Genomic DNA, 14,277 nt, shown 5'->3' on the forward strand with positions numbered 1-14,277 from the left:
GATTAAGGCAGCTGCCAAAAGGCAAACGCAGGCAGCTACCGATTAATCAAACTAACCAAATTTATAATTACTTATTTCGTGGGGCTAATCCAAAACGCAGCCCCACCCGATGCTTTAAGCTTAACAGTGCGTTTTTTACCCTGTTTCACCTTATCACGGGTTACTTTTACCTTTGTTTTGGTTGCCACAGTATCATCATCCTCATAAGCCGAAAGGCTGTAGGTTTTTCCTTTGTCTAAAAAGTCGAATGTAATTTCTACTTCACGTGCGCTGTTGTTAGTCATAACGCCCACAAACCAGTCGTTACCTTTTTTACGGGCGGTAACAATATATTCGCCCGCTCTACCCTGCAATACTTTGGTATCATCCCATACGGTAGGCAGCTTGTCGAAAAATTCAATCTCAGGTTCATTTTTATAGTCCGATGCTTTGTCGTACCAATACAGCGTTTGCAGCGGACTGTACATAACCACGCCAAGCGCCAGCTGGTGGGTATGGGTGGTTTTTATGCGGTTGGTATAATAGCAAATGGTATAGTCACCCGCTCCGGCAAGGCCGCGTGTAAAGGGCAGTGTAACGTTGTGGGTAGCATCGGGCATTTCTTCGTTGCCGCGAATTCCCTCTACTGTAAGCATGTTAGGCCAGGTGCGCTCCTCGCCGGTAAGCCTGAACTCATCGTGTATATTTACCATAAGCCCGTTATTTGCGGCACGCTGCACCGATTCGTGTAGCCACGTAGTCCAGCGGTGCGAACCCACTTCTACAAACCCATATTTTACACCGGCTATGCCCCATTTTTTATAGATAGGGAATATCTCAAAATCCTGTTTTAACAGTGCCTGCTGGTTTACATACAGCCAAATGCCCACGCCTTTTTCTTTACCATAGCGTATTACTTCGGGCAAGTCGAGGTCTATGGCAACCTTACCGGCATCGCTGTCAAAAGTAAAGGCAGGGCCATACCATTTCCAGTCAAAAAGCACGTATTGCAGGTTGTGGGCTGCGGCAAAATCTATCCACTCCTTAGCGCCTTTTTCGGTCAGCGTCAGGTCGCGCACAATCTTTCCGGGTTTTATGTAAGAAACATCAGTAAGCTTCGCGGGGTCGTTAAGGTTCTGAAAGATAAAGTTGTTCTCTATCAGTTTACCCGGCTGTTCGCCAATCATTACTACCCTCCATGGTGTTCCAAAATAAGGCACTTTGTCTACACTTTCATACAAAAGCGTTTTAATGGTATTGGGTTTTGATGCAAGCGTAAAACGCGTTTTTACAAAATCTACACGCTGTGCTTCTGCAACGGCGGCATATAAACCGTTAGGAAGCTCCAACGTAAGCGGGCCTTCACTTTCCGATGGCCAGTTTTTTAGAGGCAGCTTTGTAAAAGCCCCCTGTGCCCATGGCTCAAACCATGCCTGTGTACCTTCGGGAAAAGAAAATTCTGTATTATCGGCCGTTATCCTGTAATAGATACCCGTGGGGTTATCCGGAAAATAATAGCGCAGCGCAATACCCTCATTATAAACCCTTATTTCAATGTTCATCCTGTAGTTCGAACTGGCTTTCTGTTCAAATTGCAGGGTGAGATTGTTGTAGTGGTCTTTTATAAGTTTGCGCTCGCCATAAAGCGGTGCCCAGGTGGTATCTTTTGTTGTGCGCACTGCATTTTTTAACTGCAGGTCCTGCATCCAGTCTTTACCCGGTTTGTTTTTTATTGCCAGTGTCCATTCGCTCCAGTGGTTATCTAACTGTATGTTGAGTTCTGAGGCTACCACAACGGGTTTGCCTTTATAGCTTACGGTATAAAAAATACCCGCACCGGCATTGCGGTATACGTTGCACGTTATATTCTTATCGGGCGATACTATATGCTCATTAAACTGCTGGGCAAAACTGTTTATGCCTGAAACAAACAGGAAGAACAGCAATAGTGCCTTTATTCTTAATCTCATTATTACTTTTTAAATTTTGTTTACGAAAAGGTTTTCAATGTTATAAAAAATAGTTGTGGCCCTGCATAAATTTACACCCATTTGATGTAAATCATCGTCCAAAAAAGGCTTTAAAGGGCCACAACTTTAGTTTAATACAATAAATACTGCCGGTACTACTGTGTGTACAGCAAAGTACCAAAGCCCAAGTCGTCAAAACCGCCGCTGTTGGGGCCATAGTCTCCGCCACCGCCCTCGGCACTATGCATATCGGCAGCCATTACAGTATAGCGTGCAGCCTTTCTTTGTTTGGTTACATAGTGGCTGCGGATACGTTCCCATATAGGTCTTATATTGCCCCTTGAGGCATCATTTGCAACTGTGGCATGTGTAACATTAGCACAATTTGTATAAGATGTAAAAGGCACATCCAGGCGGGCATAGTTGTACTTTGCAAGATATTCGGCACCTTTTAAAATCATATTGTCGTTATATCCCCAAATATCCTCGCCTTGGTTTCCTGCCATTTGTGCTATAGTGCCCATAAGCCCCATACACAGCAATGCATGCCCCTGGTCGCGTCCGCTTTCCTGTATCTGGCCAAGGTCGATATCATCATTACCTGATTTTGCATGGATATGGTTTATCGTTTTAAGCAGCTGCCCGTTGCCATTGCCAGTCATAAGATAGTCTATGGCAAAGGTGTACATAGGCACATCATCTGTAAGTACTGCTATAGACATAATGCTGGCTATGTTGCACAAATCCCAGTTAGCCCAGTAGTGCGATATGCAGGTATTGTAATGGGTATCTATAAAATCTTTGCTTACAGGATACCACACATTTCTCATCCATTGCTTAAACGTATTAAAATCAGCAGCTGCCCAGCCGGAATAGCCTCTCATAATCTCGGCGGCATTGGCAAACTGGTAACCATACAGCCCTGCGCCCAGTGCCTTGTTAGAATTACCAATGATTGATGTACACGTTGCCGCCCATGCATTTAATATCTGTATGGCTTTGTTGGCATTGGCTGCATTGCCCGTAACTTTCCAGACAATGGCATTTTGGTAGGCACCAGCGGCATCGTTAAACGCGGTTGAATAGTTATCGGGCAACGGCACCTCGGTAGAATTACCTCCCCTGATAAGGTTTACCACCGGCCCCTGCATGGTATAATTTGCAGAAGAATGGCTGTTATCTATAAGTTTTTGCCACCCCGAAAGCCACGGCTGGTTTCCGGCCTCCACATTTGTTTTCATCCTGCTGAAATCACTCTCGGTATGCAGCAGCCCCGGGTGTGTAAATACTTTATTAGCAGGTACTGTAACCGGCACCACTGTTGCATTACCCGTATTTTGTACCTGTTTGGGCTCGCCATAATCAAATGTGCAGCTAATAGACAGGGTTACAACTGCCGCTACAAGCGTATATATTTTATTTTTTTTCATAATGCTCTTAATTCATAAATTCTTCCATTTCTGCTACCGACCTGAATGTTCCTATCCATTCAACTTCATATCCTGTTTCGGGAGAGGTTATATCGGCAATCTTGAACTGAAAAGTGGTTTTAGATACTGTAGGGTCGGTAATTCGTGTGCTCATATCATAGTAATACACGTTTTGAGCAGCATAGGTATTGTTCTGGCTGTTTGTAGGGAATGCACCACCGTTCATATCCAGTATCATATTTCCGGTAGCGGGCTTCGTAAATTTAATGGCCAGTATAGGAAAATCGCTGGTGTACACCCATGGGTCTTTTGCCTGCCCAAGCAGTGCGCCGTTAATTATATACTGTAAATCAGCCCTGCGCTTGGCAGTACCGTTAAACTGGGCAGCATCAAACGTTACTACTAATTTTCCATCGCGAATTGTATAGGCAGAGTTTTGTACGGTAATCCACTGCACATCTGTCGGGTCATCAAACTCAAACAGGTATTTGCCCGGAGGATACGCATCGAGATACAAAAACTGTGGCCCGGTAATGGTTTGCAGGCCTATATCGGCTGTAATGTTGCCCGTTACACCGCCTGTCGGCACTATTACTTCAATCTCGGTATCGGTAACGCTAACCACTTCGGCAGCCACCCCTTCAGGGAATTGTACCGCTATGTTGCTGACCTCTGTACCAAAATTAGAACCCTGTATAAAAATATGGTCGCCTGGCATACCCTCTGCCGGAGTTATGGCTGTTATTGCTGCACCGGGCAGGTAGGTAAAATTATCCGGAGTAACCACAGTATGCGTCCACACCTTTACCGTTATTGGCCCGGTGGTTGCCCCCTCGGGTGCCCTAACCACAATTTGCGTATCGCTGTAGCTCACAATATCGGTTGCAGGTATGCCGTTAAAAAATATTTTTGCGGCAGCACTGTATTGACCAAAGTTTGTACCTGTAATGGTAACCGCTGCACTTGGCGGCCCCGCCTGGGGGCTAAAACCTGTTACCGTAATTTCAGGATATTTTACAAGGGGTTCGCCCTCATATTCCGTTTCCATATCGCTGCATGAAAATTGTAAGGCCGCAGCAAGCATAAGCAGGCAAACTGCCAATATGCTGTATAGTTTAGTATTTTTCATATAAACGCTGTTAGTAGTTAGTAACCCGGATTTTGCCTAAGGTTGTTATTAAGCTGTATCTGCGCAAGCGGAATAGGCATAAGGTAATGCTGGCGCGCAAAGTTTCTGTTAGATGCAGGGTCGAGCAGCAGTGCACTAAGCGTGCCGTCTCCTGTGGCTACGGGTGCCTGCCCGTAAGGATAATTTCCTGGCGTGTAAAGCGCGGTGTTGTTTTGATATACACTGCCCTCTATTACAGAACCGTAAACCGGGGCATTCAATTCTGTTTCGGCAATACCCCAACGTTTAAGGTCGTCGAAGCGGGTGTTTTCGCCAAAAAGCTCTACAGCACGCTCGCGCCTTATTTCCTGAAGTATATTGAGGTTGTTGGTTGTGGCAAATGCATTGGTTAAAGCCGGAAGACCTGCCCTTACCTTTATCCTGTTTACAGATTCTGCCAGTTGAGCATCGGTAATGCCGTTATTCAACTCGTATAAAGCCTCGGCATAAATAAGGTAAACCTCGGCAAGCCTTATCTGCGGGTAATCGGCCGACTCTGTATTTGCTGCTCGGTAGCTTCCGTAGCGGTAAGCGGCAAATTTCCTGTTGCCGTAGCCCGAACCACTGTCGGCACCGGATCCCCTTAGTGTAACCTGACCGTTGGCAGGTGCGGCATCTGTAGCAGTATTAGCAAAGTAAGACAGCAGCCTGTAATCGCGGTTCTGGTATTCATCGGGCGTGTTGGCATATCCTAAAAATAAAGGCGACTGTGCTATGGGCAACCCGTCTATAGAAAGGAACATATCCATAAACTTCCTGCTGGGTGCCAAACGCGTGCCAACGGTGTGGCTCAGGTTTACCCCACCCTGATACAGGTTGTAATCGTATTTGCTTGCAAGTATAAACTCTTTGTTGCTGCTTTTATCAAGGCTTGCAGGGTTAGAGCCGCTGTCTTCAAGGTTAAACAGGTAATACATACTCCTGTTATTAAGCACGTTGTTATAATTCCACAGTTCATAACCGCCGTTGTCCATAACATCTTTGGCAAGCGTTACGGCTTCCTGAAGGTAGGCCTGTATATTATTACCTGCACCCGCAGTACCTGCGCCCGCTGTTGTACCATCGCCATCGGTAGAGGTGCCTACATATTTTTCCCAGGTAGCTTCATAAAGCAATACACGGGCCTTAAACGCCTCTGCAGCCCATTTGCTAACGTGGCCTTTATCGGAAGTTCCAATATTCTGTTCAATAGGCAAATTTGGTATTGCTTCATTCAAATCCTGAAGTATCTGCGCCATAACCTCATACCTGCTGTTTCGCGGTCCATACAGTACCTGCGAATTTATATCTACAACCGTAGTAACTACCGGAACACCGCCATAACGCTTAAGCAGGAAAAAGTGGTGCCACGCCCTGAAAAACTTTGCTGCGGCAACATACTCTGCAATCTCGGCCTGGCTGCCGCTGTACTCTGCTGCTTTTTCCAGCAGTATGTTGTTGGCACGTATGTATTCGTAAGCGTTTCTCCAGTAAATGTCAGTACTTGGCACGGTAACCACTCCCCTGCCGTAAGGCTGCGGAAGCGAAATAAGGTCTGAACCAAAGTCCATAAAATCATAAATACTACTGCCCTTTACCGGCCTCCAGCTTATCATTTTATTATAAAAGTCGTTAGATGCGGCCTCAAAATGCGCAGGCGTTTTAAAGTAGGCCGCCTCAGTAATGGCATCCTGCGGGTCCAGGTCCAAAAAATCGTCCTGGCACGACACCAGCATAAATGCCGAAAGGAAAATTGATATCGATATTTTTTTCATAGTCTTTTTATTAGAAGGTAACGTTAAGGCCTAAAGACCAGGTTCTGGTAAACGGATAGATAGTGTTAGAGCTTTCGCCAAACTCAGGGTCGTAGCCGTCTTTGATTTTGGTAAATTCAAACAGGTCGTTGCCCGAGAAGTACAGCCTGAATTTAGGTATCGAGTAATCTGCCACCTTCAGGTCGGTAAGGGTGTAACCCACCACAAGCGACTTAAGCCTTATGTAGCGGTTGTCCTGCAATGCAAAATCGTTGTTGGCCCAGTTCCATTTTGCCCTGTCTAAGTTAGCTGTCATACGTGGATAGCTTGCATTAGGGTTTTCTTCTGTCCATGTCTTGCCAATGTAAGCTGCCGTCTGGTTTGTATAAAGGGTAGCAAAAGGATAAGCAAGGTAGCCTGTGCGCTGTATATCCTGCTCCAATACGCCCTGAAAGAACGCGGTAACATCAAAATTGCCATACTGCCCGTTAAGGTTAAGGCCGTACACATAGTGTGGTGCAGAATCGCCTTTATAAACCACGTCTAACGGGCTAATAACGCCATCGCCATTAGTGTCTACTTTAATTACATCGCCGGGGCGCAGCCTGTTTTGGTCGGTGGTAAGCCCAGCAAGGTCGCCCTGCCCGCCATACAGCGCATAATATTCGTCTACCTGCTGCTGGTTTTGAAAGAAACCTGCGGTTTCGTACATAAAATAAGAGCGAATAGGATAATGCTCTATAGTACTGTTAAGCCCCGGAAGGTAAGCGTTAGAGTTTTTCATAGACGTAATTTTGTTTCGGGTATCGCTCATGTTTGCACTAACATTGTATTTAAACTTACCTACCTCGCCGCGATAGCCAATGCTTACCTCCCAGCCCCTTACGTCTAACTGGCCGGCATTTGTGCGCGGGGCTGTGCCTCCAAGTACATCCGGATACTGCACGTTTACAAACATATTAGTGTTTCTTGTGGTAAAGTAGTCGTAATAACCATATAGCTTTCCGTCAAATAATCCAAAATCAAAGCCGTAGGTTTTTTTAACAACACGCTCCCAAACACGCTCGTTAGTAGTAATACCGTTAACAAACACTGTATTCTGGAAAGCAGGTGTTGTGCCAAATAATGCAGAGCCGTTGCCAATTTGCGATACGTATTCATTATTCCCAATACCCACCTGGCTACCGGTTTCGCCATAGGTGTAGCGCAGTTTTAAAAGGCTGATGGGCTTGATGTTTTTCATAAACTCTTCATTGCTTACCACCCAGCCGCCTTCAAGGCTGCCAAAGTTTGACCATTTATAACCTTTGTCGAATCTTGACGAACCATCGCGCCTGCCCGCTGCCTGAAACAGGTATTTGTTTTTATAATCGTAAGTAAAACGGCCTACATAAGAATAAAGCCCCCAGTTGCCTGCACCACCCTTAGCTTCTACAAGCTCTGACACCGAGCCAAGATTTAAGTCATACACACCAAGGTCCTGAAAGCCCCTGCGGTAACCATACAGGTTTTTATCCTGGCTAAGTTCTGCCGTTAAACCTGCCATACCGGTTACATTGTGGTTACCAAATGATTTTACATAGTTTAGGAAACCACCATAGTTTTGATAAATGATGTACCTGCTTTGCTCGCGTATAGAGCTTTGCGCATTTACCTTTTCCTGAGACAGGTCGCCAAACCAGGTATATTGCGGTACCGTAATCTGGTACATCTGATAGTTGTTGAAGTCTTTGTTGTAAGAACTGGTAACTTTAAAACTCAGGTCTTTCGTAAAATTAAGGGTTGCTCCTATATACACTTTTACCTGGTCTACCATAGTTTCATCGCGCCCGCCATCAACAGTAGCGGCTACGGCATTGCGGTTTCCTGCAATATTAAAGTTGGCATACCACTGCCCGTATGGGTTGCGCGATGGGAAGAACGGCGGGTCTAACACTACAGACGATGCATCGAGACCCGTAGACGGGCTTGAAATATCATACTTAAGGTAAGACATGTTTGTTTCCAGCTTTAGCCAGTTGGTTACATTAAAATCGTAGTTTAGGCGTATGTTATGCTGTTTTTTGCCGTCGTATGCGGTTTTAAGGCCGCCCACGTCTTCAGAAAAACCATAAGACAGCCTGTAGTTCGTCTTTTCCGAACTGCCCGAAAGGCTTGCAGTTTGCATGTTGCTGTAGGATGTGCCAAACATTTCGTCAAAGCGCGATGCATTGCCTATATAAAGGTCTCCCCACGCTGCAGTGGTGTAAATGCCCTGATAACCGGATTGCATCAACTCAAGATTCTCTCTTGTTTGCCAGTTCCAGTAATTGGGTACCGGGTCCTGGTTAGCCGCCTCAAGCCACACTGTGCCATATTGTTGCATATTGGGCATAGGAGGTTTTATACCAAGGGTATTAATGCGCAGTGTACTGGTAAGGTCTACCGTCATTTTTCCTGCTGCGCCTTTTTTAGTCATTACAAGTATAACCCCGTTTGCAGCACGCGAACCATATATAGCCGCCGAACCGTCTTTTAGTACAGTTACCGACTGTATATCGTCCGGGTTCATGTTGTAAAACGCTTCAAAATTAATGGCAGGAACACCGTCTATTACTAATAATGGAGTTCCTCCGTTTACGGATGTTGCGCCGCGTATCTGCATGGCTATGTTTTCGCGTCCGGGTCTCGAAGAGGTGCGGGTTACTACAAGCCCGGGTGTTTGGCCCTGCAATGCAAGTGCAGGATTTGTTACTGCCCTGTCCTGAAATGCCTTTACTGTTACCGTTTCAATAGAACCGGTAGAGGTTACTTTCTTTTGCTGACCATAGCCCACAATTACAACTTCTTCCAGTGTAGTGTCGGCAGATTTCATAGTAACGTTTACAGAGGTTTGGGTTCCAACTGTAATTTCCTGATTTTGGAGGCCAATGCCTGTAAAAACTAAAACAGCATCTGATGAGGGAATGCTGATGGTATATTTACCATCTATATCGGTAACCGCAGATATGTTACTGCCTTTTATCAATACCGATATTCCGGGAATACCCAGGCCATCTTCGGCCGATATAACTGTGCCTGTAATTGTTTGCTGCTGGACAGAAAAATGCAGGTTAGTATTACCTTTTATTTCCGCAAACGTTTTAGCGAAACAGGAAATAAAAAAAACCATTGCCAGGGTATAGCCCTTACGCGCATATGATTTTTTACCAATAGTTAAGTAAAGGTTTACTTTCATTTATTGTAGGGTTTATAATTTGGGTTAAAACTAAATTTATACATCTTTTTTGGGTTGTTGTTAGGGTATTAGGTTCGTTTTAAGCTCACATATTGTATTATTACAATATTTACTTTGTATTTTTTTTACATTTAAAAATAAAACACCGATAATTTTATTAATGCGCATAATATCAGTACACAATGTTATAAATTTTGAAAAAAAACGGCTATAAATTATAGCCCAATAACCATAATTTATAGCCCATTTTAACCTGTATTTATAACATTTTATCCAAAGTAAATACGTTTAGGTGCTCTCGCCCCCAGCCTCGTCAATATATTGCGTTGGGGTTTTACCAAAAAGCTCCTTAAACGTTTTAGTAAAATAAGCAGACGAGTTGAAACCACACATGTGGGTTATTTCTTTTACAGAGTGTTGTTTTGTAAGCAGGAGCTCGGCGGCGTGCTTCAGTTTTATGGTACGTATAAAATTGCTTGGATTTTGCCCGGTCATGGCATTTATCTTGCGGTAAAATTGCGACCTGCCCATTCCCATTTCGCCTATTACATCTTCAAGGCTAAAATCTACATTGGTAATATTATCCAGTACTACCTTTGTGGCCTTGTCCAGAAAAATCTCATCAACAGTATTAGTGCTTACTTTAGTGGCAGGCATAACACCACCAAGGTTTACAAACCGTTCCCTCGACCTTTTGCGGGCTTCAAGCAGGTTATTAATCCTTGCCTTTAGCACGTTTATATTAAAAGGTTTTGGCAAATACTCGTCTGCTCCCGTATCATAGCCTTCAATCCTGTCTTCTTCCAGACTTCTTGCTGTAAGCAGAATTACAGGGATATGACTTACTTCAAGTGTGTTCTTTAGCTGCCTGCACATTTCAAAGCCGTCCATTTGCGGCATCATCACATCGCTGATTACAATATCAGGATAATATTTTTTTATCATTTCGAGCCCCAACAATCCGTTTGAGGCTTCCTTAACCTTAAACTGCCCGGCCAATTCGTTCTTTAAGTGTGTGCGTAGCTCCTTATTGTCTTCTACTATAACTACCACCGGCCTATTCGTTTCAGATGTTGGCAGTTCATCATCACCTGCCTGCGATTTTTCTTCATTAGATATCGCTATTTCATATTCAACAGATTTTATTGGATTAGTATCTATTGCATAATCCAAAACATCAGTTACACCTGCAGCCTTTTTAGATGGTTTAAGGTTAAGCGGTAACAATATTGTAAAGGTACTGCCAAGTCCTTCTGTACTACTAACACTGATTTTTCCTTTATGCAGCTCTACCAGTGCTTTTGTATAATTAAGACCTATACCCGTTCCTGCCATGCCCGCGTCTGCATGAAAAAACCGCCTGAACACATCTTTAAGATGTTCCTGTTTAAAACCAATACCCGTATCAGACACCGTTATTTTTACAAAGCCTCCTGCATCTTTAGCCTTCAATACAACGCTGTTACGGTTTTCTTCAACTACCTCAAGAGTTACGGTTACCGTACCACCGGAGGGTGTAAACTTTATAGCATTAGACAATAGATTAGTAAGTATTTTTTCGAGTTTATCAGGATCTAATAACCCTACGCGATTTTTAATTGTGCTGGTAAATACAACGTTAAGCCCCTTTGTTTTAGCAAGGTCTTCAAAAAGCTTAAAAATATCTTTGGTAAATTTCTCAACATTTACACGTTGCAGTTCTAACGCAGCTTCCCCAAGGTCTACTTTCCTGAAATCCAACAATTGGTTAACCAAATAAAGCAGGCGCCTGCTGCTTCGTTGTATGAGCTGTGCGGCGTTTTTTACCTGTTCAGGATCGTTATAAGAGGACAATATGCGATCTACAGGGTTAAGTATGAGTGTTAGCGGTGTGCGAAACTCATGAGATACATTGATAAAAAAACGGAGTTTCATTTGGTCCAGTTCGTGTTCTTTTTCTTCCTGAACCTTACGCGTATAATAACGCATACCAAACCATAAACCTGCTATTACAATTATGCCGTAAAGGGTATATGCCCACCATGTTTTCCAGGGTGGCGGCAATATTGTAAGCTGCAATGCTGTTTTGCCAGCCTTTGCCCAATTGCCATCTTCAGACGCCAATACTTCAAAAGTATAATTGCCGGGTGGCAGGCTGCTGTAAGTTGCCATACGCTCACTTCCCGGCTCAATAAAATTTTCATGAAGTCCCAGCATTCTATAAGCATACTGTACACGTTCCTGATTATTGTAATTAAGTGCTACAAACCCAATATTCAGGTATCCTTCATTATATTTAAGCTCTATCGCTTTTAATGCAGATATAGCCTGTTGCAATATTATCCGGTTGTTAATGGTATCTCCTGCATTAACTTTCTTATTAAAAAGTCTTAGTTCTGTGAGATAAGGTTTTAGCTTTATACTTTCCTGTTTTATATCTGCCGGATTAAAAATATTAAAACCATTTATACCCCCGGCAATAATACGCCCGTCGATGGTTTTAAAAATAGATTTACTTTGGTATTCAGTACCCTGTAAACCATCATGTATATTAAAATTGGTAATTTTTCCATTAGCTTCCAGCACAGACAGGCCACTTTTAGAGGTAATCCAAATGCGGTGCTGGTTATCTTCCTGTATACCTACTATAAAATTATTAGGCAGGCCGTTAGCAACAGAAAAAGCTTTTTTAAACTTAAGATCCGGATATAGTTCATACAATCCCACATCGGTACCTATCCATATATTATGCAGCTGGTCTTCTGTTATAAAATTAACCCTGTTCTCGCTAATATTTTTAACCTCCAAAGGTTTAAACACCAACTTAGGTGGCATAGCAGTATCTTTAGTCAACACGGTATAGCAAATGCCTTGGGCTGTACCTATAAAGAGCCTGTTTTTACTATCGGCATAAAGCGAAAAGACAAAATTATTGGTAAGGCTGTTAGAGTTTCCGGGGATATTTTTATAGCTGTAAAAGCGTTTGGTTTTAGGATCGAACAGGTTTAAACCAGCACTTGATGTACCCAGCCAAACCCTGCCCTGCTTATCATTTTCAATACACCAAACTGTGTTTTGCCCCAACGAATATGGATTGTTAGGGTCGTGCTTATAAGCAGTGCTTATATGGCTAACAGTATTAAACTCGGTAAGGCCCCTGTCCCAGGTACCAATGTAAAGTGTATTATTTTGTCCTTCTTTAAGATATAAAATCTTGTCAGAACTTAGCGAGGTACTGCTACCCGGTGTTGCCCTGAAATAACTAAAACGCTTATTTTTTTCGTCAAAAAGGTTAAGCCCCCCACCATCTGTACCTATCCATATTTTGCCGTCGCGGGTTTGGGTTACTGCCTGTGCAATTTTTGTGCTAAGGCCCGAGGATTCTCCATATTTATAATAGTAATGGCCAAATACCGATTTAGAAATGGCCAATTTATTAACGCCTTTATTATAACTTGCTATCCAGTAAATCCCATCTTTGTCCTGCAATATCTTACTGGGTTGATTGTTAGGCAGCGAAAATGGGTCGTCGTTATCATGTTGTATATGCTGTATTACACTACCCTTACTGTCCAGCAAATAAATACCATAACCATCGGTAGAAGCCCATATAATACCATTTTTATCTTTCAGAATATGGAAAACCGGCATACTCTTAGAGGTACAGGATATTTTTGTTGAAATGTGTTTTTGAGTATCAAATACATACATACGTGAAAGGTCGTTGCCAATAAGCAGGTTACCCTCCCCGTCAATTAAAAGCTGTTTTGGAAGATGTCCTAAAAAACCGCCTCCCTCTATATCGATTGCGTATTTTGATATATTTTTTTTAGATATATCAAAGCAATTAAGATAACCGCCATCGGTAACAAACCATATACTATCACTATTGTCTTTTACAATATTTGTAATGTTCTCGTTGTCTGTAGATTTGTCTTTCGCAGATTTACGGAAACGTTCGAAATCCGGGTGCTGAGCAATTTCAGCCAAACTACCATTAAGCCTTAATTTTATGAGCCCGTTTTTAGTGCCTATATACAACGAATTATCCTGCTTGCTAAAAAGCAGGCAGTTGATAATTTCCCTGTAGCTTTTGTCCGCAGAAAAACTAACCTTATAAAACCGCTGCTGCTGTTTATCATAAATATTAAGTCCGCTACCGGTGCCAATCCACAAACGACCGCGGTTGTCTTCGGTAATAACGTTAATACGGTTGTTGCTTATTGCATTGCGGTCTGTTAAGGATGGCCTGAAGATCTCAAAATCATAACCGTCAAATTTATTGAGTCCGTCTATAGTACCAAACCACAAAAAACCTTCTTTATCCTGAAAAATTTCAAGGCAGGTGCTGCTTGATATGCCGTTGGCTGTATCATAGTTTTCAAATTTCAGGTTGGTGAGCTGCCCATAGCAGGGAAAACAACTAAAAAAAATAAATAGTATAGCCTTGGTTAATAAACGCATAAAGCCGGAAAATTTTTGTTGAAGGTGAGGCGAAAATAAAAAAATTAAACCATTGTATAACTATATTGGGCTGATTTAGGCTTGGCATTATCTCATAAGGCTTATAAAACAATATCTATCCTTTCATAAAAAGTAGCCGAAACCTAAGTAAAAGTTTTACTTAAAAAATTTCTATAAATAATAATTTTTATTGTTGGGTTAATTAAAATAAAAGCTCGTAAACTACTAGTATTTAAAGGATTTTTAAGTATTGCATTCGCCCCTACCGAACTATTTATGAAATGTTTATAAAGGATATAAAGGAATTGGCAAATATCCCCCCGTTTAAGCTACATTA

At 42.8% G+C, this 14,277-nt stretch carries 6 protein-coding genes; all 6 read right to left on the reverse strand.

The window, feature by feature from the left end:
• Window positions 1-71 precede the first annotated feature (71 nt).
• Window positions 72-1,949, reverse strand: a complete 1,878-nt coding sequence (locus GR160_RS05940; protein WP_160748902.1) for a glycoside hydrolase family 97 protein — start codon at window positions 1,947-1,949, stop codon at window positions 72-74.
• Window positions 1,950-2,104: 155 nt separating this feature from the next.
• Window positions 2,105-3,379 (reverse strand): alginate lyase family protein, encoded by a 1,275-nt coding sequence (locus GR160_RS05945; RefSeq protein ID WP_160748903.1) that lies wholly within the window; start codon window positions 3,377-3,379, stop codon window positions 2,105-2,107.
• Between the two features lie 7 nt (window positions 3,380-3,386).
• Window positions 3,387-4,508 carry a DUF4979 domain-containing protein gene (locus GR160_RS05950; RefSeq protein ID WP_160748904.1) on the reverse strand — a complete coding sequence of 374 codons (1,122 nt, stop codon included), beginning with the start codon at window positions 4,506-4,508 and terminating at the stop codon, window positions 3,387-3,389.
• Window positions 4,509-4,525: 17 nt separating this feature from the next.
• Window positions 4,526-6,301, reverse strand: a complete 1,776-nt coding sequence (locus GR160_RS05955) for a RagB/SusD family nutrient uptake outer membrane protein (RefSeq protein WP_160748905.1) — start codon at window positions 6,299-6,301, stop codon at window positions 4,526-4,528.
• Window positions 6,302-6,311: 10 nt separating this feature from the next.
• The gene (locus GR160_RS05960) at window positions 6,312-9,497 is read right to left on the reverse strand and encodes a TonB-dependent receptor (protein WP_160748906.1); all 3,186 of its coding nucleotides are present in this window, start codon (window positions 9,495-9,497) and stop codon (window positions 6,312-6,314) included.
• 288 nt (window positions 9,498-9,785) lie between these two features.
• Window positions 9,786-13,940, reverse strand: a complete 4,155-nt coding sequence (locus tag GR160_RS05965; protein ID WP_160748907.1) for a two-component regulator propeller domain-containing protein — start codon at window positions 13,938-13,940, stop codon at window positions 9,786-9,788.
• Between the last annotated feature and the right edge of the window lie 337 nt (window positions 13,941-14,277).

This window comes from Flavobacterium sp. Sd200, assembly GCF_009826935.1.
In the GTDB taxonomy this organism is placed as follows: domain Bacteria; phylum Bacteroidota; class Bacteroidia; order Flavobacteriales; family Flavobacteriaceae; genus Flavobacterium.

What these genes read in the sequence shown, in the direction of transcription:
- GR160_RS05965 (WP_160748907.1), bottom strand. Translation starts at nt 13,940, where the DNA reads ATGCGTTTATTAACCAAGGCTATACTATTTATTTTTTTTAGTTGTTTT.
- GR160_RS05960 (WP_160748906.1), bottom strand. Translation starts at nt 9,497, where the DNA reads ATGAAAGTAAACCTTTACTTAACTATTGGTAAAAAATCATATGCGCGT.
- GR160_RS05950 (WP_160748904.1), bottom strand. Translation starts at nt 4,508, where the DNA reads ATGAAAAATACTAAACTATACAGCATATTGGCAGTTTGCCTGCTTATG.
- GR160_RS05955 (WP_160748905.1), bottom strand. Translation starts at nt 6,301, where the DNA reads ATGAAAAAAATATCGATATCAATTTTCCTTTCGGCATTTATGCTGGTG.
- GR160_RS05945 (WP_160748903.1), bottom strand. Translation starts at nt 3,379, where the DNA reads ATGAAAAAAAATAAAATATATACGCTTGTAGCGGCAGTTGTAACCCTG.
- GR160_RS05940 (WP_160748902.1), bottom strand. Translation starts at nt 1,949, where the DNA reads ATGAGATTAAGAATAAAGGCACTATTGCTGTTCTTCCTGTTTGTTTCA.